The sequence below is a fragment of the Janthinobacterium foliorum genome (assembly GCF_978021625.1).
The window spans coordinates 22,906-47,213 of record NZ_CDXDQE010000010.1 but is presented as its reverse complement, the minus strand read 5'-3'; the positions used below and the strand labels follow the sequence as shown (position 1 = coordinate 47,213).

General features: G+C 63.1%; 21 protein-coding genes. 6 read left to right on the top strand and 15 right to left on the bottom strand.

The window, feature by feature from the left end:
- Positions 1-7: 7 nt before the first annotated feature.
- The gene (gene mltB, locus ACZ92H_RS19590) at positions 8-1,168 is read left to right on the top strand and encodes a lytic murein transglycosylase B (protein ID WP_465050701.1); all 1,161 of its coding nucleotides are present in this window, start codon (positions 8-10) and stop codon (positions 1,166-1,168) included.
- Between the two features lie 440 nt (positions 1,169-1,608).
- The gene (locus tag ACZ92H_RS19585) at positions 1,609-1,941 is read left to right on the top strand and encodes a hypothetical protein (RefSeq protein ID WP_034751784.1); all 333 of its coding nucleotides are present in this window, start codon (positions 1,609-1,611) and stop codon (positions 1,939-1,941) included.
- 253 nt (positions 1,942-2,194) lie between these two features.
- Here ACZ92H_RS19585 and cysM read toward each other — a convergent pair whose 3' ends face one another.
- Positions 2,195-3,097, bottom strand: coding sequence for a cysteine synthase CysM (gene cysM / locus ACZ92H_RS19580; protein WP_131373860.1), 903 nt, complete (start codon positions 3,095-3,097; stop codon positions 2,195-2,197).
- A gap of 247 nt (positions 3,098-3,344) precedes the next feature.
- On the opposite strand from cysM, the gene ACZ92H_RS19575 reads away from it, so the two are divergent.
- Positions 3,345-5,114 carry an FAD-dependent oxidoreductase gene (locus ACZ92H_RS19575; protein WP_465050700.1) on the top strand — a complete coding sequence of 590 codons (1,770 nt, stop codon included), beginning with the start codon at positions 3,345-3,347 and terminating at the stop codon, positions 5,112-5,114.
- A 38-nt stretch (positions 5,115-5,152) separates the two neighbouring features.
- On the opposite strand, the gene ACZ92H_RS19570 is transcribed toward ACZ92H_RS19575, so the two are convergent.
- Positions 5,153-6,508 carry a M20/M25/M40 family metallo-hydrolase gene (locus ACZ92H_RS19570; RefSeq protein WP_465050699.1) on the bottom strand — a complete coding sequence of 452 codons (1,356 nt, stop codon included), beginning with the start codon at positions 6,506-6,508 and terminating at the stop codon, positions 5,153-5,155.
- Positions 6,509-6,711: 203 nt separating this feature from the next.
- Here ACZ92H_RS19570 and ACZ92H_RS19565 point away from each other — a divergent pair, with 203 nt between their 5' ends.
- The 3 genes from ACZ92H_RS19565 (at position 6,712) to ACZ92H_RS19555 (ending at position 10,303) form a co-directional block, all read left to right on the top strand.
- On the top strand, positions 6,712-8,277 hold the full coding sequence (locus ACZ92H_RS19565; protein ID WP_465050698.1) for a phospholipase D family protein: 1,566 nt from the start codon (positions 6,712-6,714) through the stop codon (positions 8,275-8,277).
- Positions 8,278-8,517: 240 nt separating this feature from the next.
- Complete coding sequence (locus ACZ92H_RS19560; protein WP_131373864.1) at positions 8,518-9,267, top strand: FxDxF family PEP-CTERM protein; 750 nt, start codon at positions 8,518-8,520, stop codon at positions 9,265-9,267.
- Positions 9,268-9,442: 175 nt separating this feature from the next.
- Entirely contained in the window at positions 9,443-10,303 is an 861-nt protein-coding gene (locus ACZ92H_RS19555) for a sterol desaturase family protein (RefSeq protein ID WP_465050697.1), read from the top strand.
- Positions 10,304-10,459: 156 nt separating this feature from the next.
- Here ACZ92H_RS19555 and ACZ92H_RS19550 read toward each other — a convergent pair whose 3' ends face one another.
- The 13 genes from ACZ92H_RS19550 to serC form a co-directional block, all read right to left on the bottom strand.
- Complete coding sequence (locus ACZ92H_RS19550; RefSeq protein WP_465050696.1) at positions 10,460-11,143, bottom strand: ComEA family DNA-binding protein; 684 nt, start codon at positions 11,141-11,143, stop codon at positions 10,460-10,462.
- A gap of 165 nt (positions 11,144-11,308) precedes the next feature.
- Positions 11,309-12,253, bottom strand: coding sequence for a D-glycero-beta-D-manno-heptose-7-phosphate kinase (gene rfaE1, locus ACZ92H_RS19545; RefSeq protein ID WP_131373867.1), 945 nt, complete (start codon positions 12,251-12,253; stop codon positions 11,309-11,311).
- Complete coding sequence (locus ACZ92H_RS19540; RefSeq protein ID WP_465050695.1) at positions 12,250-13,617, bottom strand: UDP-glucose dehydrogenase family protein; 1,368 nt, start codon at positions 13,615-13,617, stop codon at positions 12,250-12,252. Before ACZ92H_RS19540 ends, rfaE1 begins: the two co-directional genes overlap by 4 nt.
- An 85-nt stretch (positions 13,618-13,702) precedes the next feature.
- A complete protein-coding gene (lapB, locus tag ACZ92H_RS19535; RefSeq protein ID WP_131373869.1) occupies positions 13,703-14,878 on the bottom strand; it encodes a lipopolysaccharide assembly protein LapB in 1,176 nt (391 codons plus the stop codon).
- Between the two features lie 45 nt (positions 14,879-14,923).
- Positions 14,924-15,226: a LapA family protein gene (locus tag ACZ92H_RS19530; protein WP_034751796.1), complete on the bottom strand. Its 303-nt coding sequence runs from the start codon at positions 15,224-15,226 to the stop codon at positions 14,924-14,926.
- A 235-nt stretch (positions 15,227-15,461) separates the two neighbouring features.
- On the bottom strand, positions 15,462-15,767 hold the full coding sequence (locus ACZ92H_RS19525; RefSeq protein WP_008446215.1) for an integration host factor subunit beta: 306 nt from the start codon (positions 15,765-15,767) through the stop codon (positions 15,462-15,464).
- Positions 15,768-15,784: 17 nt separating this feature from the next.
- Positions 15,785-17,497: a 30S ribosomal protein S1 gene (gene rpsA, locus ACZ92H_RS19520; protein WP_071650172.1), complete on the bottom strand. Its 1,713-nt coding sequence runs from the start codon at positions 17,495-17,497 to the stop codon at positions 15,785-15,787.
- Positions 17,498-17,638: 141 nt separating this feature from the next.
- Positions 17,639-18,307: a (d)CMP kinase gene (gene cmk / locus ACZ92H_RS19515; RefSeq protein WP_131373870.1), complete on the bottom strand. Its 669-nt coding sequence runs from the start codon at positions 18,305-18,307 to the stop codon at positions 17,639-17,641.
- A 116-nt stretch (positions 18,308-18,423) separates the two neighbouring features.
- Positions 18,424-19,779, bottom strand: coding sequence for a 3-phosphoshikimate 1-carboxyvinyltransferase (gene aroA / locus ACZ92H_RS19510; protein ID WP_131373871.1), 1,356 nt, complete (start codon positions 19,777-19,779; stop codon positions 18,424-18,426).
- Between the two features lie 15 nt (positions 19,780-19,794).
- Positions 19,795-20,700, bottom strand: coding sequence for a prephenate dehydrogenase (locus ACZ92H_RS19505; protein WP_465050694.1), 906 nt, complete (start codon positions 20,698-20,700; stop codon positions 19,795-19,797).
- Between the two features lie 4 nt (positions 20,701-20,704).
- The gene (gene hisC, locus ACZ92H_RS19500) at positions 20,705-21,811 is read right to left on the bottom strand and encodes a histidinol-phosphate transaminase (protein ID WP_131373872.1); all 1,107 of its coding nucleotides are present in this window, start codon (positions 21,809-21,811) and stop codon (positions 20,705-20,707) included.
- A gap of 128 nt (positions 21,812-21,939) precedes the next feature.
- Positions 21,940-23,010: a prephenate dehydratase gene (gene pheA / locus ACZ92H_RS19495; protein WP_131373873.1), complete on the bottom strand. Its 1,071-nt coding sequence runs from the start codon at positions 23,008-23,010 to the stop codon at positions 21,940-21,942.
- Between the two features lie 180 nt (positions 23,011-23,190).
- Complete coding sequence (gene serC / locus ACZ92H_RS19490) at positions 23,191-24,282, bottom strand: 3-phosphoserine/phosphohydroxythreonine transaminase (protein WP_131373874.1); 1,092 nt, start codon at positions 24,280-24,282, stop codon at positions 23,191-23,193.
- Between the last annotated feature and the right edge of the window lie 26 nt (positions 24,283-24,308).

Below are 24,308 nucleotides of genomic sequence, written 5' to 3'. Positions count from 1 at the left end.
ACGCTCCTTGCTACCGATCAAATACCCCGCCCTGTCCCTGCTGCTCTCCCTTCCCCTGTGCCTGGCCAACGTGCATGCCGGCGAAAACAGCAATATTTCGGCCGCCGACCGCGCCCGCGCCGTGCGCGCCGCCAAGGCCCAGCCCGCAAAAAAGACCGCCGCCAAGCCCGCCGCCAAGAAGGCGCCCGCCAAGTTCGACTTCGAAGGCGAATTTGTCGACTATGCCAACTGGAAAGAGGTACGCGCCTTCCTCGACGAGATGTCCGCCAAGCATGGCTTCGACCGCGCCGAACTCGATACCCTGATCGGCAAGGTGCGCTACGTGGATTCGACGGTGCAGCTGATGAAACCGGCGCCGCCGGGCAAGCCGAAGAACTGGCAGGCGTACAGCGCCCGCTTCATCGAGCCCGTGCGCATCAATGCCGGCGTGAAATTCTGGGACGAGAATGCGGAAGCGCTGGCGCGCGCCGAGCGCGAATATGGCGTGCCGGCCGAGATCATCGTCGGCATCATCGGCGTGGAAACCGTGTACGGACGCAATACGGGACGCTTCCGCGTGCTCGATGCGCTGACCACCCTGGCGTTTTCCTACCCGGAAAGCCCGACCCGCGCCGCGCGCATGGAATTTTTCAAGGGCGAGCTGGAAAATGCGCTGCTGTTCGCGCGCAAGGACGGCATCGATCCGCTGACCTTGCTCGGCTCGTATGCGGGCGCCATCGGCCTGCCCCAGTTCATGCCGAGCAGCATCATGAAATACGCCGTGGACTTCGATGGCGATAGTCACATCGACCTGCGCAATTCGACGGCGGACGCCATCGGCAGCGTGGCGCATTTCCTCGTCGAGCACGGCTGGCGGCGCGACGATCCGGCCATCAGCGTGTATCCCGTAACGGTGTCGTCCAGCCATGCGTGGGAAAAATTCATCGGCCAGGGCTTGCAGGCGAAGTACCGGCTCGACGAGTTGCAGGCGGCTGGCGTCAGTGTCGTTGCAACGCCGCCACCAAACATGCTGTTTGGCCTCATCGATTTACAAAATGGCTCCGAAGCAACAGAGTATAGCTTGGCAACCAATAACTTCTTTGCTATAACTCAATACAACAGAAGTTATTTTTATGCCATGTCAGTCATCGACTTGGGCAAGGCCATCAGCCAAGTGCGCGCACGCTAACCGAAAGTCAGTGTAAAGTTATAATATTACTTGTAAGAAAGCGTAAGCGATGTTGAAGCGCCCTGGAAACAGGGCTATGGTGGAGTCGATAACATCGTGCCAGCCTTGCTCGCCAGCCAGTTGTGCGGCACGGGACACAGAAATGGTTTTATACTTAACTTTTGTCAAAGTACAATTTTTGTTCTATCATAGAGCATAATAAAGAATAAATAGGTGTTGCAGCAAGACAACGCCCATTCTGTACAAAGCAAGATTGCAGTGCTTTCCAGCCTGAAATTGAATCGTGCTGTACAATTGTGTATATATTATGAAAAACTGTATCCCGGATCGTACCGTGTGTGAATTCGTTCCTTTTAGTAAAGAATGAACATGAACGCAGCAAGAGCGAGCTCCGAGTGTTTTTTACTTTGCAGTGCAACTACAGAAGGAACAATAACATCATGACAAACCAAGTCGGCATTGATATGAACAGCGATTCGGACTCCGACGATCTGCTTCAATACAACCCAAACAGATTGCTCGATACCCTGATCGAAAACCTGCGCCTGAAAAACGACGCAGCATTGTCCCGCGCGCTGGAAGTGGCGCCGCCAGTCATCAGCAAAATCCGCCATCACCGCCTGCCGGTCGGCGCATCGCTGTTGATCCGCATGCACGAAGTCAGCGATCTGAGCATCCGTGACCTGCGTTACCTGATGGGTGACCGTCGCAACAAATTCCGCATCAGCGACAAGCAATTCAAGCCAAAAGAAGGCGAAACGCCACAAGGCTGATCCTGCCAGTTATGCAGGTTTTCCCTCCCCGCCGTGGGGAGGGGGTGTTGCAGCAGTCCTCAGGCCGTTCTGGCCGCGATATTTCCGCCTTACCACCGTATTTTCCAAGCCGTATCGATGCCCGGCAAAACTGTTGCGCTCGGCACTGACTGGTGCCTAAGAAGCGCAACCATGCTCTGCGCGGAGTGCCGAGCCGGCAAGCATCGCAGGCCGCAAAGCGCGCCGCGCAGCAGGTTCGCTTGGGCGTCCTCTATCAGGCAGGAAACACGCCCGTCGACAAGTAGCGGTCGCCACGGTCGCAGACGACAAACACGATGGTCGCGTTTTCCACCGTCTGCGAGATGCGCAGCGCGATTTCGCAGGCGCCGGCTGCCGAGATGCCGCAGAACAAGCCCTCTTCCGCCGCCAGGCTGCGCGCCATGCGTTCGGCCACGCCCTGGCTCACGTATTCCACCTGGTCGACGCGGCTCTTGTCGTAGATTTTCGGCAGATACGCTTCCGGCCATTTGCGGATGCCGGGAATCTGCGAACCTTCCTCGGGCTGCGCGCCGATGATCTGGATGGCGGGATTCTGTTCTTTCAGATAGCGCGACACGCCCATGATGGTGCCCGTCGTGCCCATGGCGCTGACGAAGTGCGTCACGCGTCCATTCGTATCGCGCCAGATTTCCGGTCCCGTGCTTTCATAGTGGGCGCGCGAATTGTCTTCATTGGCGAACTGGTCCAGGATAACGCCGCGACCATCCTTCTGCATCTGCTCGGCCAGGTCGCGCGCATATTCCATGCCGCCCGTCTTCGGCGTGAGCAAAATATCGGCGCCGTAGGCCGCCATGCTCTGGCGGCGCTCCACGCTGAGGTTATCGGGCATCAGCAACAGCATCTTGTAGCCGCGCAAGGCGGCGGCCATGGCCAATGCAATACCCGTGTTGCCGCTGGTCGCTTCGATCAGGGTGTCGCCCGGCTTGATGACGCCGCGCTCTTCCGCGCGCTTGAGCATGGACATGGCGGCGCGGTCCTTCACGGAGCCGGCCGGATTGTTGCCTTCCAGCTTGCCGAGGATGACGTTGTTGCGCGCAATCGCATCGGCACCCGGCAAGCGCGTCAGCTGCACCAGCGGGGTATTGCCTATCGTATCTTCCAGTGTCTTGTAAGCCATCGTGTCTGTTTGAGTAATTTCAACAAAGGCCCATTCTAATATGAGATGCTCGATGGCGTATGGCTAAAAACTGCCGCCTTGCGGCGTCCCGGGGGCGCTGCCACCCGGCCGCCACACCGCATGGCGCCTTGCTTTGACTCCTTTCAAGGCCTGCGCGCGCGGTTTTCCAACGCCCCGCGCGCGCATGCGCTAGACTCGTGACAGTTAGTTATTTTAGTAATTTGCTTATTCAATCAACGGATTAGCCATGCCCAGTTCCACACCCGAATTCATTCCCGAAAGTACCACCGACGACGCCGTGCAAACGCCGGCCATGGACCTGGCCAGCCGGCGCCACCAGATCTGGCCCGTCTTCAGCGTAGCCGAACTGCGCCGCATGGAGCGCTTCGGCCACCACGCCCGGCACGCGGACGGGGCCACGATGTTCCAGGCCGGCAGCAGCGATTTCGGCATGCTGGTGATCCTGTCGGGCAAGGTCGCCATCAGTCGCCACGAAGGCCTGGGCAAGACCTCGCCGTTGAGCGAACTGGTGGCCGGCCAGTTCATCGCCGAGGTGGCGCAGCTGTCAGGCCGCCCTGCCCTCGTCAATGGCCAGGCCGTGGGCGACGTGGAAGTGCTGGTGATCAGCCCTGAATCGCTGCGCGCGCTGATCGTGGCCGAAGCGGAAATGGGCGAACGCATCGTGCGCGCGCTGATCCTGCGCAGAGTCGGGCTGATCAATGTCAACTCGGGCGGCCCCGTGCTGGTAGGGCCGCGCGGCAATGGCAATTTATTCCAGCTGCAAAGTTTCTTGGCCAGCAACGGCCACCCGCACACCGTGCTCGACCCGGCCACGGATGCGGCCGCCGCCGCGCTGGCCGAGCGCTACCAGCCCGCGCCGCAGGAATGGCCGCTGGTGGTCTGCCCCGATGGCAAGGTCATGAGGAACCCCGGCAATGCGGAACTGGGGCGCTGCCTGGGCATGCTGCCCGATTTGTCCGGCGACAAGCTTTTCGACGTGCTGGTGGTGGGCGCGGGTCCGGCCGGCCTGGCCACGGCCGTGTATGCAGCATCGGAAGGGCTATCGGTCCTGGCCCTGGAGCAGCGCGCGTATGGCGGCCAGGCGGGCGCAAGTGCGCGCATCGAAAACTACCTGGGCTTTCCCACCGGAATTTCCGGCCGCGCGCTGGCCGGACGCGCCTATGTGCAGGCGCAGAAATTCGGCGTCGAGATCGCCACGCCTGCCAGCGCCGCCAACTTGCTGTGCGACAGCTGGCCCCTGCGCGTCAAGCTGTGCGACGGCACGCAGGTGCGCGCGCGCACGGTGGTGCTGTCGTGCGGCGCGCGCTACCGCCGCCCCTCGCTGGCCAACCTGAAGACCTATGAAGGACGGGGCGTGTACTACTGGGCTTCGCCCATCGAAGCCAAACTGTGCAAGGAAGAAGACATCATCCTGGTGGGCGGCGGCAACTCGGCCGGCCAGGCGGCCGTGTTTCTCTCCGGCCACGCGGCCAGGGTCCACATGGTGATCCGCGGCGAGGGCTTGGCGGCCAGCATGTCGAGCTACCTGATCGAACGCATCGCCGCCACGCCGAACATCACCCTGCACACGCACACGGAAATCATCGCCCTCGAAGGCGACGAGGATGGCTTGCAGGGTGTCCGCTGGCGCAACAAGCAGACGGGCGAAGAATGCGATTGCAGCGTGCGCCGCGTCTTCCTCTTCGTCGGCGCCGACCCGAACACGGACTGGCTGCACGACTGCGCCGTCGCCGTCGACGAGCAGGGATTCATTCGCACGGGCTTCGACGTCACGCGCGCCGAGTGCCGCGCCCACGGCCATGCCGCGCAGTCATTCAACCCGCCCCCCGACTTGCCGGAGCGGGCTGCGCTGGAAACGAGCGTGCCCGGCGTCTTCGCCATCGGCGACGTGCGCGCCGGTTCGACCAAGCGCGTGGCCGCCGCCGTGGGCGAAGGCGCGGCCGTCGTATCGCAGATCCACGGCTTTCTGGCCAGATTGCCCGCCGGCAGCGCCTGAGCCAGGCCAGGACGCGCCGGCTTTGTCAGGCCTTGCTGCTAGCGCAAGGGCGTGGGATACGTCGCCACGCTGGCGTTGCCATCCTTGTCGATGGCCTGGACGCCGAAGAAGTAATTATCCTTCGACAGTTTCAGCCTGGCTTCCGTGACATTGCCCACGTCCTGCGCGCCCTGCCATTGATCGGCCGTGGTGGCGCGCCAGACGACGCGGTAGCCGGCCAGGTCCGGTTCCGTGTTCGGCTGCCACTGCAAGGTGGTGGCGTTTTCCAGCTGCGCCGTGCGCACCTGCACCTGCGCGGGGGCAGCCGGCGCCAGGGCCAGCGAGGCCAGCGCCGCCGCATTCACGCGCGCCACTTTCGCCACGTAGTCATAATCGACGAATTGCGGCAGATCGCCGTACTGCACGCCGTTTTCCACGCGCACATCCTGGTGCTGGTGGGCAAAATCCTCGTTCGGTTCCGTGAAGCGCAGGGCCGCGTAGCCTTGCGCCAGGAACGGCATGTGGTCGCCGCCGCGCAGGTAGCGGTCGGCACGCTGGATGACATTGACCTTGAAGCCGGGCACATAGCGCTCGCCCACCTGTTTCACATGACGCGCCAGCTGGCGCGAGATCGAGTCGTTTTCCCCGCCCGTCGCCACCAGGCCGCGCACGCCGTCGCTCATTTCCTTGACGGCAGGAATGCCTTCGGCAAACAGGCGCACCTGGCCGCCATCGACGGTGCCATCGTCGGCGCGCGAACTGCCGATAATGTCGTTATTGAGCATGCCGGCGATATTGAGCTTTTTCAGCTTCGCCTGTTCTGCCCAGTGGCCGGAACCCAGCAAACCCTGCTCCTCGGCCGCCACCGCCATGAAGACCAGGGTGGCATCGAACCGGTGGCGCGCCATCACGCAGGCCGTCTCGATCACGGCCGCCGTGCCCGAGGCATCGTCGTTGGCGCCGGGCGCGTCGCCCTTGGCATCCATCACGTCGGTGGCGCGCGAGTCGTAATGGCCGCTGACGACATAGATGCGCTCGGCCGATTGCGGCTGGCTGCCCGGCAAGGTCGCCACCACGTTGACGATTTCCGTCGGCCGCGAAATGCGTTTCGACACGGGCGCGACATGGCTGTCGAACGCCACCTGCAGGCGCCCGCCTGCCTGCGCGCCGCAGCGCTCGAGTTCAGCCTTGATCCAGCGCCGCGCCGCGCCGATGCCTTGCGTATCGGAAACCGTATCGGACATGGTGTGGCGCGTCTGGAAGCTGACCAGCTTGCGCACATGGGCTTCGATGCGCTGCGGCGAGATCTCTGCCACGACGCGCTCGATCTGCGGCTGTGTCCTGTCGCTGGCCGGCGCCGCCAGCACGCCCGCCGACAGCAGCGCTGCCGTCATTCCCGTCAATATCCGTACCATGCCACTGTCTCCTGAGAATTGTTAGACGGCCATTCTCGCATTTTTGACGATAGGCAAGGATGTTCCAGGATGAAAATCGTGCATTATAGAAACTGCTACAATCGGCCACTCCCGGCACCGATCACGAAAGACTTCCGCATGCGCCACACTTCCTCCCTTCCCGCCCGCCGCCGCGCGTGGGCGGTCCGCTGACGGTGCGCCGCATGCTCGTCAAACTGCTGCTGTTCGCCGCGCTGTTCGCCGTACTCAGCATGGCCGCCCTGTACAGCTATGGCCGCTTCGCCGAACGTTCGCTGGGCGCGCCGGGCACTGCCCTGCCCGTGGCGGCCGACGCTACCATGCTCGACCGCGTGCTGGCGCCGCAGCTGGCGCAGCGTCCGCAGCAAAGCGGCACGGCGCTGATCGACGAGAACCTGGAAGCGTTTGCCCTGCGCGCCCTGAGCGCGCGCGAAGCGGGCCGCAGCATCGACTTGCAGTACTACATCTGGCACAACGACGTGACGGGACGCCTGCTGGTGCGCGAACTGCTGCGCGCGGCCGACCGCGGCGTGCGCGTGCGCGTGATGCTCGACGATATCAACGCGCGGGGCCAGGACGCCGCCATCCTGGCGCTCGACAGCCATCCGCTGATCGAGGTGCGCATCTTCAATCCGGGCCGCAACCGCGATGGCGTCTGGTTGCGCGCCGTGGAAATGGCCTTGCGCGTGCTGAGCTTGAACCGGCGCATGCATAACAAGGCCTGGATCGTCGATGGCCGGGTCGCCATCGTCGGCGGGCGCAATATCGGCGATGAATACTTCGATGCAGCCGAGCAAGTCAATTTTCAGGACGCGGATCTGCTGCTGGTGGGCCCTGCCGTGCAGCAAGCCAGCGATATCTTCGACCGCTTCTGGAACAGCCGCGCCGTCATCCCCATCCGCGCCCTGCATGAAGGCAAGAACGCAGGCGCGCCGGAACTGCAGGCTGTGCGCGCCAGGCTCGATGCGCTCACTGGCGAAGTGGGGGCATCGCCATACCTGCAGCAACTGACCGATGCGGGCCAGCTGCAGGCCCACCTGGATGGCCGCTTGCGTCTGCACTGGAGCGAACAGGTGCAGGTGGTGTCGGACCCGCCGGAAAAAGCCGCGCCCGTGGCCAGCCTGCAGCGCAGCGAGCACTGGCTCATGCACAGCTTGCTGCCACTGCTGAGCCAGGCGCGCAAGGAAGCGCTGCTGACTTCGCCCTACTTCGTGCCCGGCGAGGCGCTCAGCGCCATGCTGGGCGACAAGGTTGCCGCCGGCGTCCGCGTCAGCGTGCTGACCAACTCGCTGGCCGCCACCGACGTGGCCCTCGTGCACGCCGGCTATGCGCGCTACCGCCAGCTGCTGCTGGACGGCGGTGTCGACCTGTTTGAATTGAAGACCCTGCACCGCAAGCGCATCAGCCTGATGGGTTCCAGCCGTGCCAGCCTGCATACCAAGGCCGTGGTGGTCGATGGCGAGCGGGGCTTCGTGGGCTCCTTCAACCTCGATCCCCGCTCGGCCCAGCTGAATACGGAAATGGGCGTCCTGTTCACCGATGCCGCGCTGGCGGCCGACATGCGCGAGCTGTTCCTGCGCTCGACATCGAGCGACACCAGCTACCGCCTGTTCCTCGACGGCGGCGCGCTGCGCTGGTCCGACGCCACCGAAGAGCCGGCCAAGGTGTGGATGCACGACCCGGAAGCGGGTTTCTGGCGCCGCACCCTGGTGTCCGTGATGCGCTGGCTGCCGATCGAGTCGCAGCTGTAGCGGCACGCGCATGCAAAAAACCCAAGCTTGACGAAGTTACCAAATAAAAATATATGTTGTTTTCAAGACATGTGCCGTGTGTTTTTGCCAAACGCTGCTATAATCTAGCCAACAAGACACAATAGTTGTCACAGAAATATTTTTGCATCACCCACTCGCCCCTTCCGCGATAAACCTATCGTTGGCCAAAAGCTCGCCGACAGACTGCAATACCCACCTGTCACTTTTGGAGCTACTCTCATGCGTAATACATTGAATCTGCTGGCGCTGGCCGCCGCTGCCACCCTGTGCGCTACCGGCGCCCAGGCTGCCTCTGCCAACCTCGTCAAGAACGGCGACTTCGAACTGACCAGCAATGGCACCTCGAAACAGCTGAACGAAGGCAACTACGCCCGCGACGACCGCACCTACCTGACCGACTGGTCCAGCAAGGGCTATAACTTCGTCTTGAACGGCAACAACATCGACGACACCAACGCCAAGACGGCGCTGGCCTTGTGGGGTCCGAATTCCTACAGCGGCCGCGGCCCGCAAAACGGCCTGGGCGTGAGCCCCACGGGCGGCAACGTGCTGGCCGCCGACTGGGATTACTTTCCTGGTCCCGTCACGCAACTGGTGAGCGGCCTGGTGGCCGGCCAGGCTTACACCCTGAGCTTCTCGTATGGCGCGGCCCAGCAAGTGGGTTTCCGCGGTGACAATCCGATCAATTACTGGGACGTTTCGCTGGGCAACAGCAAGCAGCAGACGGCCTCCTTGGCCAACGTCAGCCAGGGTTTCACGGGCTGGCACCAGACCAGCATGACCTTCACGGCCACGAATAGCAGCGAACTGCTGTCGTTCATGGCCAAGGGCAGCCCGACGGGCGCGCCACCGTTCATGCTGCTCGACGGCGTGTCGCTGGTGTCGGCCGTGCCGGAACCGTCGACCTGGGGCATGCTGATCGGCGGCCTGGGCTTGATCGGCTTCATGGCGCGCCGCCGCAAAGGCTGACAAAACCGACGGCGCGGCGCCGGGCGCGCCCGGCGATGCTCGCTGTACTTGTAGTACAGCTGGGCATCTCAGCCGCGCATCCGCTCGCTGCGAATTTGTTACGCCCTGGCGCGCGGGCACATCCGCACCGGCATTTCCTGGGCCGGGGTTTTCACTGGCCAATCACATCCCTGCCATGAGCCTGCTGCACACCCTGCAAACGCAACTTCCCGGCATCGTCATCGATGTCCTGCGCCTGAGCCTGTGGCTGGTGCTGCTGGCCGTCATCTTCGTGCCGCTCGAACGCTTCTTTGGCGAACGCCACGGGGGACGCTCGCGCGCGGAACTGCTCAGCGACCTGGGCTTCTATTTCATCAGCAGCCTGCTGCCGGCCGCGCTGCTGGCCGTGCCCCTGGCCCTGGTCGCCGTCGCCGGCCAGCGCCTGCTGCCCGATGCCGTGCCTGCCGCCATGGCTTCATTGCCCCTGTGGGCAAAACTACTGCTGGGCCTGCTGATCGGCGAAGTCGGCACTTACTGGGGCCATCGCCTGAGCCATGAAATTGCATGGCTGTGGCGCTACCATGCCGTGCATCACAGCACGGAGCACCTGTATTTCCTCGCCAATACTCGCACCCATCCCGTCGACATGGTCGTCACGCGCCTGTTCGGCCTGACGCCGCTCTATTTGCTGGGCCTGGCCGGCCCCGGCGCGGCCGGCAGCGCCGCGCCCGTGCTGCTGTTGTTGATCGGCACCGTCTGGGGCTTCTTCATCCACGCCAACCTGCGCTGGCGCTTCGGCCCGCTCGAATGGCTGGTGGCCACGCCCGCCTTCCACCACTGGCATCACAGCAAGGTCGAGCATATCAACCGCAATTACGCCTCGACCTTGCCCGTGCTGGACCGCATCTTCGGCACCCACCACCTGCCCGCCGAGTGGCCGGCCAGCTGCGGCATCGAGGCGCCCATGCCCGTCAGCCTGCCTGGCCAGCTGCTGGCGCCCTGGCGCCGCGCGCCTGCCAGCGTGCCGCCAGCAGCACAGCCAACGTCAGCCGACTGAACGCCAGCGGCAGCTACAGCGCTGCCTGGAAGCCAGCCATGACGCCGCCAGCGCCTGCCGGACCGGCATAAAAAAACCCCGCGCGGCCGGTACCACGCGGGGTTTTCTTGCAATGCTGCGCGGCACCACCACGCAGCACGCTCTACAGTAAAACGCTTACTTTTTCTCCGCTTCCGCTTTCTTCGCATCGGCAGCGGCCAATTTCGCTTCCTTCTTCGCGGCAGCAGCGGCAGCCTTCGCTTCTTTCTTGGCGGCGGCAGCTTCCTTCTTCGTCTCGGCGGCCGTTTTCACGGTGGCGGCGCCATCGGTAGCGGCAGCGGCGGCAGGAGCGGCAGCGGCCTTGGCGGCAGCCGCTTCTTTCTTGGCGGCGGCAGCGGCAGCCTTGGCTTCTTTCTTGGCGGCAGCAGCCTCTTTCTTCGTTTCAGCGGCCGTCTTGGCTGGCGCCGCAGCGGTGTCGGTCACAGCAGCTGGCTTCGGTGCGGCTTCTTTCGCTGCAACTTCCTTCACAGCAGTTTCCTTTTTTGCCGGGGCGGCTTTCACCGCCGGAGCCGGCGCCGCCGGCGCGCCGGACTTGGCCTGGCCGTTCACCTGCAGACCCGCTTCCGACAGTTTCACGGAGCTTTTCGGTCCGATGCCCTTCACGCGGCTTTCGAAATCGGCCCAGTCCTTGAAGGCGCCGCCCTTGGCACGCTCATCGACAATGGCTTTCGAGGTGACAGGGCCGATGCCCTTGACGCTGTCGAGTGCCGCCTGGTCCGCCTTGTTGACATCAACCTGGGCAAAGGCAAAGCCCATCGTCGCGATCAGGGTGGCGATGGCCAGCAGTATTTTTTTAAACATGGGTATCTCTCCGTGATGTGGTTTCAAGATGACTCGAACGCAAGGGAGGAACGGCGCCTTAACGGCTTTAACGGCTGGGACGTGATACGGTTGACAAGACAGGGACACGGCAGGAAGGCAAAGCCTGCGCCAGATCAAACGAACTGGCGCAGGCAGGACGGCAGATTATTGCGGAAACAGCTCGTCGCGGGTGACGGTGGCCGTGCCCAGCTTGCCAACGACGATGCCGCCGGCGCGGTTGGCCGTGCGCACGGCGTCGCTCAGGCTCATGCCGGCGCCCAGCATGGCCGCCATGGTGGCGATCACCGTATCGCCGGCGCCCGAGACGTCGAACACTTCGCGCGCGTCGGTAGGCATGTGCAGTACGTCATCGGCCGTGTACAGGCTCATGCCCTCTTCCGAGCGGGTCAGCAGCAAGGCTTCCAGGCCCAGCTGCGCGCGCATCTGCTGCGCGCGCTCCGTGAGCTGCTCTTCCGTGTTCCAGTTGCCGATCACGCGGCGCAATTCCGATTTATTCGGAGTAAGCACTGACGCTCCCGTATAACGGCTGAAATCATCGCCTTTCGGGTCGACCATGACGATCTTGCCGGCGGCGCGGGCCGCCTTGATCATCTCGGCCACGTTCACCAGGCTGCCCTTGGCGTAGTCGGACAGGATCACCACGTCATAGCTGGGCAGCAGGGCATTAAATTGCTTGAGCTTGTCGCGCAGCACCGTGTCGCTGGGCGCATCCTCGAAATCGATGCGCAGCATCTGCTGCTGGCGGCCAATCACGCGCAGCTTGATGATGGTGGAGATGGCCGCATCGCGCTGCAGGTAGCTGTGGATGCCGCCGCCTTCGAGCAGGCGCTCGACCTGGCTGCCGGCCTCGTCGTCGCCCACCACGCCCAGCAAGCTCGTCTTCGCGCCCAGCGCGGCCGCATTGCGCGCCACGTTGGCCGCGCCGCCGAGGCGCTCTTCGCGCTTCTCGATGCGCACGATGGGCACGGGGGCTTCCGGCGAAATACGGCTGACATCGCCAAACCAGTAACGGTCCAGCATCACGTCGCCCACCACCAGCAGGCGTACCTGGGCCAGCGCGGCAACCGCCGTCAAGTCGCGGGCGCTCATGCGCGCGTCAGGATCGAGCGACCGATCCCGTGGTATTCGATGCCATGCTCGGCCATGACGGCCGGCTCGAACAGGTTGCGGCCGTCAAAGATCACGGCTTCCTTCAGGCGCGCCTTGATCTGGTCGAAATCAGGACTGCGGAAGGCTTTCCATTCCGTCACGATGGCCAGCGCATCAGCCTGCGTCAGCGCATCCTGCGGGCTGTCGGCGAAGCGCACCTTGGCCAGTTGCTCCGGCGTCAGGTCCAGCTGCAGCACGCGGCGCGCCTCGGCCATGGCGACGGGATCGTAGACGGCCACCGTGGCGCCGCGCTGCAACAGGTCGGCCAGCAGCACGCGGGCCGACGCCTCGCGCATGTCGTCCGTATTCGGCTTGAAGGCCAGGCCCCATACGGCGAAATTCCGGCCCGTCAGGTCCGCGCCGAAACGCTTGACCACTTTACCGCCGAGGATATGTTTCTGCTTGTCATTGACCGCTTCCACGGCGCGCAGGATCAGCAATTCCTGGCCATGGCTGCGTGCCGTGCGCTCCAGCGCCTGCACGTCTTTCGGGAAGCACGAACCGCCGTAGCCGCAGCCGGCGTACAGGAAGCTGTGGCCGATGCGCGGGTCCGAGCCGATGCCGTGGCGCACGGCTTCGATATCGACGCCCACCTTGTCGGCCAGGTTCGCCAATTCATTCATGAACGAGATGCGCGTGGCCAGCATGGCGTTGGCCGCATACTTCGTGAATTCGGCCGAGCGCACGTCCATCCAGTACGTGCGTTCGTGGTTGCGGTTGAACGGCGCGTACAGGCTTTTGAGCAAGTCGCGCGCGCGCTCGCCGTCCGGCGTGGCATCGACGCCAATGACGATGCGGTCCGGACGCATGAAATCTTCGACGGCCGCGCCTTCCTTGAGAAATTCCGGGTTCGACGCCACCGAGAAGGTGGTGGCCACGCCGCGCGCATCCAGTTCGCCCTGGATGGCGGCGCGCACTTTTTCCGCCGTACCGACGGGCACGGTCGACTTGTCGACGATGACCTTGAATTCCGTCATGTACTTGCCGATGCCGCGCGCGGCCGCCAGCACGTATTGCAGGTCGGCCGAGCCGTCTTCATCGGGCGGCGTGCCGACGGCGATGAATTGCAGCACGCCATGCGCAGCGGCCGCTTCCACGTCGGTGGAAAAGGTCATGCGGCCGGCGGCGCGGTTGCGCGCCACGACTTCTTCCAGGCCCGGTTCATGGATGGGGATGCCGCCGCTGTTGAGCAGGGCCACCTTTTGTGCGTCAAGGTCGAGGCAGAAGACGTCATTGCCCAGTTCCGCCAGGCAGGCGCCGGTCACGAGGCCAACATAGCCGGTGCCGATAATGGTGATTTTCATGGTTGTGCCGTATTTCTTATTGGTGAATTTCAGGTGCTACATACAAGTACACGCCACGTTGCGCGGGGCAAGGTGGCGTGTAGGGTTAGTTCATGACGTTGAGTTCTTCGGTACGGCGCGGCGGGTAGGTTTCCCACTTGTTGCAGCCTGGGCAGTGCCAGTAAAACTGGCGTGCCTTGAAGCCGCAGTGGCTGCACTGGTAGCGGGCCAGCTTTTGCGTGTAGCCGTGCACCAGGTTTTTCACCATCGACAGCTCGGACCAGATGGCGGCCGGGGCATCCATCATGCGTGCTTCCAGTAGCTTGTCCAGGCCCAGCAAGGTAGGCGTGCGGCGCAGTTCCGCGCTGACCAGCTGCTTTGCCGCTTCCACGCCGTCGAGCTCGATGACGGCCTTGAAGACCACTTCGATCAGGTCGATCGACGACGCCTCTTCCAGGTAGGAGCGCAGCAGGTTGACACCCTCCTGCGGACGGCCCACTTTCGTGTAGCCATCCATCAGGCGCTGCGCCACCAGGGCCACGTGCGGCACGCTTTGCTGCTCCACGCGGCGCCAGGTGGTCAGCGCGCCTTCCACGTCGCCGCGCGCCAGCAGCACGTCGCCCGTCAGGATGGTGGCGCGCACGCTCTTGCGGTCCGTCTGCAAGGCTTTTTCCAGCAGCGGCATGGCTTCGTCCGGCTTCAGATGCACCAGCGCGTCATGCGCCAGTTCGCAATAGAACTGGGCGATTTCCTTCTGGCGCGCGCCGGCGCCCGACTCCTGCAAGCCCATGGCCGCTTCGATGGCGCGCGGCCATTCCTTTTCGCGCTGGTAGATTTCCAGCAGCGCGCGGCGCGCCTGGGCCGCATATTGCGTATCGACCAGGCCGTTGAAGGTTTCTTCGGCGCGGTCCAGCAGGCCCGCCTTCAGGTAATCCATGCCCAGCTCATAAGCGGCGTGGCCCTGCTGTTCCAGCGGCAGGTCCGGACGCGCCAGCAAGTTCTGGTGCACGCGGATGGCGCGCTCCGTCTCGCCGCGGCGGCGGAACAGGTTGCCCAGCGCGAAGTGCATGTCGGCCGATTCCGGGTCCAGCTTGACCACTTCGATGAAGGCATCGATGGCCTTGTCGTGCTGTTCATTGAGCAGGAAGTTCAAGCCCTTGAAGTAATTGCGCGGCAGGCTGCGCGATTCCGACACCAGTTGATGGATGTCGACGCGCGCGGCAATCCAGCCCAGTGCGAAAAACACGGGAATACCCAAGAGCCACCAGAGTTCAATATCCATGCGTTTATTTTTATTCGAGTAAAAAGATAGGAGCGGCGGCGCCGCTTACTGCGCGCTCACGCTGTCCGGTTGTGGCTGGACATTGCTGGCCACGCCAACGGTCTGCAGCGCGGCGATCGTGGTTTTTTGCTTGGTCGCTTCGCGGCGGTGACGGAACACGGTGGGCGTCAGGGCCAATACGCCCAGGCTGGCGCCGGCGACAAAAAAGCCCAGCAGCATCAGGACCAGGGGGCCGCGAATTTCATAATTGAGAAATACATGCAGGTCGACAACCTGCGCATTCTTCAGCGCAAAACTGAAGAACAGGACGAAAAGAACACAGCCAACGATGGTGGAGATGATTTTCATCGATACGCCCAGAAAGTACAAAAAGTGCCTGTATGGCACAACCTTGGAATGCCTGACAGAAGCGTAGCGAGCGTCAGTGATTTGTGGCCGAGAAGCGCAACCGTACTGAAGTACGGTGAGCATCGCAGGCCGCAAAGCGCGACGCGCAGTAGCTTATGTCAGGTATTCTCAGCATATTAACAAAAAAAAGCGGCATCCAAGGACGCCGCTTTCTATGTCGCCTTCCAGCAGACGATTAATCCTCGATGATCGGTTGTCCGACCATCGCGTCCACCCGCTCGCGCAACTGTTTGCCCGGCTTGAAGTGAGGTACCCGTTTTTCAGGAACCATCACCTTGTCGCCGGATTTCGGGTTGCGGCCGATGCGCGGGGGCCTGCTGTTCAGGGCAAAACTGCCAAAACCGCGGATCTCGATGCGCTGGCCCGTCGCCAGGGCGTTGGTCATCGCATCGAGAATGGTCTTGACGGCATACTCCGCATCTTTCGCCACCAGCTGAGAATAACGCTCAGCGAGGCGGTTGATCAGCTCGGACTTTGTCATCTGCCGTATCCGCAGTCTTAGTTCTTGTTATCGAACTTAGCTTTCAACAAGGCGCCCAGGCTGGTGGTGCCCGAAGCTGCGTTGTTGTCGGTAGCTGCCATCTTCTGCATGGCTTCCTGGGTTTCCACGTTGTCTTTCGCTTTGATCGACAGTTGGATACCGCGGGCTTTGCGGTCGATGTTCAACACCATTGCTTCGACGGTATCGCCGACTTTCAGGTGCGTGCCAGCATCTTCAACGCGGTCGCGCGAGATTTCGGAAGCGCGCAGGTAGCCTTCGACTTCTTCGGACAGTTGGATCACGGCGCCTTTAGGCTCAACCGATTTAACGGTACCGGTTACCAGCGAGCCTTTGTCGTTCATGGCTGCGAAGTTGTTGAATGGGTCACCTTCCAGTTGCTTGACGCCCAGGGAAACGCGCTCGCGCTCAACGTCGATGGCCAGAACGATGGCTTCCAGTTCGTCACCTTTCTTGAAGCGACGCACGGCTTCTTCGCCGGTTTCGGTCCAGGACAGGTCGGACAGGTGCACCAGACCGTCGATGTTGCCGGCCAGGCCGATGAACACGCCGAAGTCGGTGATCGATTTGATCGCGCCGCGGACTTTGTCACCTTTCTTATGGGTAACACCGAAGTCGTCCCATGGGTTGGCTTTGCACTGTTTCATGCCCAGCGAAATACGACGACGCTCTTCGTCGATTTCCAGAACCATGACTTCCACTTCGTCGCCCAGTTGGACAACTTTGTTAGGAGCAACGTTTTTGTTCGTCCAGTCCATTTCGGAAACGTGTACCAGACCTTCGATACCCTGTTCCACTTCAACGAACGCGCCGTAGTCGGTCAGGTTCGTTACTTTACCGAACAGACGGGTGCTTTGTGGGTAACGACGGGACAGACCGGTCCAAGGATCGTCGCCCAGTTGTTTCACGCCCAGCGAAACACGGTTTTTCTCTTGATCGTATTTCAGGACTTTGGCGGTGATTTCCTGGCCAACCGTCAGCACTTCCGACGGGTGACGTACACGGCGCCATGCCAGGTCGGTGATGTGCAGCAGGCCATCGATACCGCCCAGATCCACGAACGCGCCGTAGTCGGTGATATTTTTGACGACGCCGGTCACGACCGTGCCTTCTTTCAGCGTTTCCATCAGTTTCTGACGCTCTTCGCCCATCGAAGCTTCGATGACGGCGCGGCGGGACAGAACCACGTTGTTACGCTTGCGATCCAGCTTGATCACTTTGAATTCGAGGGTTTTGCCTTCGAATGGGGTGGTGTCTTTGACAGGACGGGTATCAACCAGCGAGCCCGGCAGGAATGCGCGGATGCCGTTGGTCAACACGGTCAGACCGCCTTTGACTTTACCATTGACGGTACCGACGACGATTTCGCCCGATTCCATCGCTTTTTCCAGAGCCAGCCACGAAGCCAGACGCTTGGCTTTATCGCGCGACAGGATGGTATCGCCGAAACCGTTTTCCAGCGATTCGATCGCCACGGAAACGAAGTCACCAACTTTGACTTCCAGTTCGCCGTGGTCGTTCTTGAATTCTTCGACAGGGATGAATGCTTCGGATTTGAGGCCGGCGTTCACGATCACGAAATTGTGGTCGAGGCGCACGACTTCAGCGGAAATAACTTCGCCGGAGCGCATATCTTGACGCGACAACGATTCCTCGAAGAGCGCAGCAAAACTTTCCATACCGGTAGATTCGTTAGTTGTAACAGTAGACATAGGGTTCACACAGGTTATCCAGCAGAGATCGCACGATGCGACTTAAACTGGGTTAGGTTTTTGACACACCCGGACAGGCCAGGAGCCGTCAACGGGCACCACACGGCACGCACTACACATCCATACGCGCCGTTTTGCTGCTTATTTTGCAACAGCGGCATACCATTTCAACACGGTTTCAACGGCTTCATCCGCCGTCATGGCCGAGGTATCGAGGACATGCGCCCCTTCCGCGGGGACCAGCGGCGCAATCGCACGGTGAGTATCACGTTCGTCCCGCGCCTGCAAATCCATCAGAAGGTCTTCCATATTAGCAGAAAAACCCTTGTCTATCAATTGCTTGTAGCGCCGTTGCGCGCGCGCCTCGACGCTGGCCGTGAGAAACACCTTCAGCGCGGCGTGCGGGAAGATCACCGTGCCCATGTCGCGCCCGTCGGCCACCAGGCCCGGCGTCTTGCGAAAGCCCAGCTGCAAACCGACCAGGGCATGGCGCACGGTGGGCAGCACGGCAATCTTCGATGCCGTATTGCCCACTTCCTCGGCACGGATCTGCTCGGTGACGTTTTCCTGCGCCAGCAGGATTTCGCCGCCGGCGAAGTGGCACGGCAGGTGCTCGGCCAGCTTGGCCAGAGCATGTTCGTCGCGCAAGTCCGTGCCCCGGCGCAGGGCCGACAGGGCCGTCAGGCGGTACAGCGCGCCGGAATCGAGGTAATGGAAGCCGAGCTTGTCGGCCACGCGGTGCGCCACCGTGCCCTTGCCGGAAGCGGTGGGGCCGTCGATGGCGATGACTGGGATGTGGGAGTTCGGCATTATTTTGTCACTTTAAAAAGAACTAAACCCCAAGGCAAGGGCTGGGGTCAGGCCCCCGCTTGCGTCAACGCCTGGGCTGGCGTTGCGGGTGGAGAGGGTCTGACCCTGGATTTCGGTTAAATAAGAGTCTCTTTGGCAATCCCCGCGAACGCGGCGAAATACTCGGGGAAGGTCTTGGCCACGCATTTCGGGTCGTTGATGCGCATTTCGTTGCCGCGGCGGGCGGCGCCGTCCAGCGAGGCCAGCGAGAAGCACATGGCCATGCGGTGGTCGTCATACGTGTCGATGGTGGCGGCGGCGATTTCGGCCGGCGGCGTCACGCGCAGGTAGTCGGCGCCCTCTTCCACTTCCGCGCCCAGCTTGCGCAACTCCGTGGCCATGGCCGCCAGGCGGTCCGTCTCTTTGACGCGCCAGCTGGCGATATTGCGCAAGGTGGAGGTGCCGTCCGCGTACAGGGCGGCCACGGCGATCGTCATGGCCGCGTCGGGAATGTGGTTGAAATCCATGTCGACGGCTTTCAAGGGGCCGTTCGAGCGGGCCTCGATCCAGTTTTCGCCCATGGTGATGGTCGCGCCCATCTGCTGCAAGGCTTCGACGAAGCGCACGTCGCCCTGGATGCTGTCGCGTCCCACGCCTTCCACGCGCACGGGACCGCCGCCGATGGCGCCGGCCGCCAGGAAATACGACGCCGACGAAGCGTCGCCTTCCACGTGGATCGTGCCCGGGCTCTGGTACTGCTGGCCCGGCTGCACGGTGAACGACTGCCAGCCGTCATGCTCGACCGTCACGCCGAAGCGGCGCATCAGGTTCAAGGTGATTTCAATGTACGGCTTCGAGATCAGCTCGCCCGTGACGTCGATGCTCACCGCATGGTCGCGCGCCATCAGCGGCGCCACCATCAGGAGGGCCGTCAGGAACTGGCTCGACACATTGCCGCGCACGGCGATGCGCTGCGCATGGATGTGGCCGCGGCGGATACGCAGCGGCGGGAAGCCCTGCTCGCCCGTGTACTCGATCTGCGTGCCAACGGCGTTCAGCGCGTCGACCAGGTCGCCGATGGGGCGCTCGTGCATGCGCGACACGCCATGCAGGGTGTAATCGCCGCCGATCACGGCCAGCGCCGCCGTCAGCGGGCGGATCGCCGTGCCGGCATTGCCCATGAAGAGGTCCGCTTCGTGGTGCGGGAAGACGCCGCCGCAGCCTTCCACGTGGTGGATCTGGTGCGCCGTGGCCGGGTCGCCCTGCAGCTCGTCCTGCGTCCATTTCACGCCCAGCGAGGTCAATGCCGTGAGCATGACGAAAGTGTCGTCGGAGGCGAGCAGGTCGACGATCTTCGTCGTGCCCCTGGCCAGCGCGGCCAGCAGCAGCACGCGGTTGGAAATGCTTTTCGAGCCGGGCAGGCGCACCGTGCCTTCGACGTGCATCACCGGCTTGAGATCGATATGGTGGGGGTAGTGCTTGGTCTGGGTCATGCTGGAATCCTTCAATTATTGTGTGGGCGCGGGCGCTTCCGCCGTTTCGATCGCCTCGATCCATTGCTGCCGGGCGTGCTGGGCGTTCGCGTACACGCCTTCGATGGCCGCGCCGTCCTGGGCGGCCAGGTGCGCGCGCAGGGCCGTCAGCTGCGCCAGGTAGGCGTCCAGTTCGTGCAGCAGCGCCGGCTGGTTGGCCAGGCTGATGTCGCGCCACATTTCCGGCGATGAGCCGGCGATGCGCGTAAAGTCGCGAAAGCCGCTGGCCGCATACTGGAACAGCAGGCCCGCGTGCGGCTTCCTGGCGATGTCGTCGACCAGCGCAAAGGCCAGCAGATGCGGCAGATGGCTGACGGCGGCAAATACCTTGTCATGCTCTTCGGGCGTCAAGGTGTGCAGGATGGCGCCGCAGGCGCGCCAGGCGCCCGCCACCCGCTCCACGTCGGCCGCGGCGTTTTCCGCCAGCGGCGTGAGCACCACTTTCTTGCCTTGATACAGATCGATGATGGCCGCATCGGGGCCATTCGTCTCGCGTCCCGCGATCGGGTGGCCGGGCACGAACTGCGCCGCCTTGTCTTTCAAGGCCGCGCGCGCCGCCGCCACCACGTCGCTTTTCGTGCTGCCCGCGTCGGTGACGACGGTGCCGGGCTGCAGGTGCGGCGCGATGGACGCCAGGATGGCGCCCGTCTGCGCCACGGGCGCGGCCAGCAGCACCAGGTCGGCGCCCGCCATGGCAGTGGCCATATCGGCGCCGATCTCGTCGATGATGCCCAGTTCCAGGGCCCGCGCCATCGACGCCGGCGAGCGGCCCATGCCGACCACCGTGGTCACCGCGCCCGCGTGTTTCAGCGCGCGCGCAAACGAGCCGCCGATCAGGCCTACGCCGAAGATGACGATTTTTTTCAGTGCAGGCGTCGTCATGGCGTCAGGCCAGCGCTTTCGTCAGCGCGGCGATGAAGATGGCGTTTTCCTGCGGCAGGCCGATGGAAATGCGCAGCCATTGCGGCAAGCCGTAGCTGCCGACGGGACGCACGATGACGCCCTGCTTGAGCAGCGCCAGGTTCACGCGCGCGCCCGCCTCGTCGTCGGCGCCCACTTTCACCAGCACGAAATTGCCGTGCGATGGCACGAATTCCAGGCCTAATTGGGTGAACGCTTCCGTGAACTGCTGATAGCCGGCGGCGTTGTTGCGCGCGCTTTGTTCGAGGAATGCCTTGTCGTTCAGGGCCGCGATCGCGGCCGCCTGCGCCAGCGAATTGACGTTGAACGGCTGGCGGATGCGGTTCATCAAGTCCGTCAGCGCCGGCTGGGCGATGGCGAAACCGATGCGCAGGCCGGCCAGGCCGTAGGCCTTCGACAGGGTGCGCGAAACCACCAGGTTCGGATACTGGCGCACCCACGCGGTCGACTCGTACTGGTCATCGGCCGACAGGAACTCGTTGTAGGCTTCGTCCAGCACCACCACCACGTGCTGCGGCACTTTCTGCAGGAACGCTTCGAGCTGCGCGGCCGTCAGGAAGGTGCCGGTCGGGTTGTTCGGATTGGCGATGAAGACCAGGCGCGTGTCGTCGGCGATGGCCGCCGCCATGGCGTCCAGGTCATGGCCATAGGCTTGCGCCGGCACGACGATGTGGCGCGCGCCCAGGCCTTGCGTGGCCAGCGCGTAGACGGCGAACGAGTACTGCGAGTACACGACGGACTGGCCATGCTGCACGAAGGCGTGCGCGGCGATTTCCAGGATGTCGTTACTGCCGTTGCCCAGCGTGATCCAGTCGGCCGGCACGTCATAGCGCTTCGACAGCACGGCTTTCAGGTCGAAGCCGTTGGCGTCCGGGTAGCGCCCCAGGTCATCGATGGCGGCAATCATCGCCTGCTTGGCCGATTCCGGCATGCCATACGGGTTTTCATTCGACGCCAGCTTGACGATGGCTGCCTCGTCGAGGCCGAATTCGCGCGCGACTTCCGCGATCGGCTTGCCGCTCTGGTAAGGGGCGATGGCGCGGACGTATTCTGGACCGATATTTTTAGACATGGTGTGCTTTAAAAGTTGGTAATTGATCGGACTGGTGGATGTTGTCGGGTTACGCTGCGCTAACCCGACCTACGGCTTATTGTAGGTCGGATCAGGCCGCAGGCCGTAATCCGACACCACCGTCGACGTCACAGGCTGACCGGATACGACCCCAGCACCTTGAAAAACGCCGCATTGCTCTGCAGCTCGGCCAGCGCCTGGGCGACGGCCGCGTCATGCACGTGGCCTTCCACGTCGACATAGAAATAATACTCCCAGCTGCCCATGCGCGCCGGGCGCGACTCGAAGCGCGTCATCGACACGCCGTGCCTGGCCAGTGGCGCCAGCAGCTGGTAGACGGCGCCCGCCTTGTTCGGCACGGCCAGCACCAGCGAGGTCTGGTCCTTGCCCGACGGCGCCGTCTGCAAGGTGCCGACGACGGCAAAGCGCGTGCGGTTGTGCGGGTCGTCCTGGATATGGCCTTTCACCACGCCCAGCTTGTACTGCGCGCCCGCCAGTTCGCTGGCGATGGCCGCCACAGTCGGGTCTTCGCCGGCCATGCGCGCCGCTTCCGCGTTCGAGGCCACGGCGTGGCGGGCGATGTGCGGGTAGTTCTGGTTCAGCCATACCTGGCATTGGGCCAGCGCCTGCGAATGGGCGCAGATGGAGGTGACGCCATCCATGTTGCCGCTCTTGCTCATCAGGCTGTGGTGCACGGCGATCGCCACCTCGCCGCTGATGATGAGGCTAGTCTGCAGCATCATGTCCAGGGTGCGGTTGACGGCGCCTTCCGAGGAATTTTCGATGGGCACGACGCCGAAGTCCGCCGTTCCCGCCTCGGCGGAACGGAACACTTCGTCGATGGAAGCGCACGGCAAGCCTTCGACGGCGCTGCCGAACTGCTGATAGACGGCCTGTTCGCTGAAGGTGCCGGCCGGGCCAAGATAGGCCACGGTGACGCGCTTTTCCAGCGAGCGGCAGGACGACATGATTTCGCGGAAGATGGTCTGCACTTCGCGGTCGCCCATGGGGCCGGGGTTGCGTTCGGCGACGCCGCGCAGCACTTGCGCTTCGCGCTCGGGGCGGAACACGGGCGCCTGCGTTTCCGCCTTCACGTGGCCCACTTGCTGGGCGATCTGCGCGCGGCGGTTCAGGAGGTCGAGAATTTGCGCGTCGATCGCATCGATCTGTTCGCGCAGCGGTTTCAATTTATCGGTCATGGTTGGTTTGTTTCGTCAGCTGTACTTCAATCATTGCCGCGCGGCCTGCGCCGGCGGCGGGCCGGCGCGCTTATTCATGAGAATGCCGGACAAAATGATCAGGGCTAGGCGCGTTGCCGCTGACAGTACGAATGTACGACAAGGCAATGCAACAACGCCGTGGACTTTTTGGCAGGCATTCTAGCGTCCGGCAAACTCGTTCAAATAGTTGACCAGGGCTTGCACGCCCTCGATCGGCATCGCGTTATAGATCGATGCACGCATGCCGCCGACGGACTTGTGGCCCTTCAGCTGCAGCAGGCCGCGCTGCTTGGCGCCGGCCAGGAATGCGTCGTTCAGACTCTCGTCGCGCAGGTAGAACGGGATGGTCATGCGCGAGCGGTATTCCGGGGCGACCCGGTTCTGGTAGAAATCGTCCGCATCCAGCGCCGCATACAGCAGCGCCGCTTTCTCAATATTACGCTGTTCCATGGCTGCCACGCCACCCTGGCGTTTGAGCCACTGGAAAACCAGGCCGGCGATGTAGATGCCGTAGGTGGGCGGCGTGTTGTACATCGACTCATGTTCGGCCACGATGGACCAGTCGAACGCCGACGGGCAGATGGCCAGCGCCTTGCCCAGCAGGTCTTCGCGCACGATGACCACCGTCAGGCCGGCCGGGCCGATATTCTTTTGCGCGCCGCCGAAGATCACGCCGTACTGCGACACGTCGATCACGCGCGACAGGATGTGCGAGGACATGTCGGCCACGATGGTGGTGCCGGCAGGGACATTCGGCGCCTGCTGGAATTCCACGCCATCGATGGTTTCATTGGTGCAGATGTGCAGGTAGGCGGCGCCCGGCGTCAGCTGCCAGTCCGAGACGGCCGGCACGTGCGTGAAACCGCCCGCCTGCGACGATGCCGCCACGTTGACGGCGGCGTACTTGGCCGCTTCCCTGATCGACTTGCCGGACCACGAACCCGTGTGCACGAAGTCGACGGTGGCCGGCTGCGTGGCGCCATGGCCCACCAGGTTCATGGGGATGATGGCGTTCTCGCCCAGGCCGCCGCCCTGCAGGAACAGGATCTTGTAGTTCTCGGGCACGGCCAGCAGTTCGCGCAGGTCGGCCACGGCCTGCTGGTAGATGGAGATGAACTCGGGACCACGGTGGCTCATTTCCATCACCGACATGCCGCTGCCATGCCAGTCCTGCATTTCAAGAGCGGCTTGCGCCAGCACTTCCTTGGGCAGGACGGCCGGGCCGGCGGAAAAATTGTAGATATGAGTCACGATACAGTCCTTGGCGAAATTGGAAA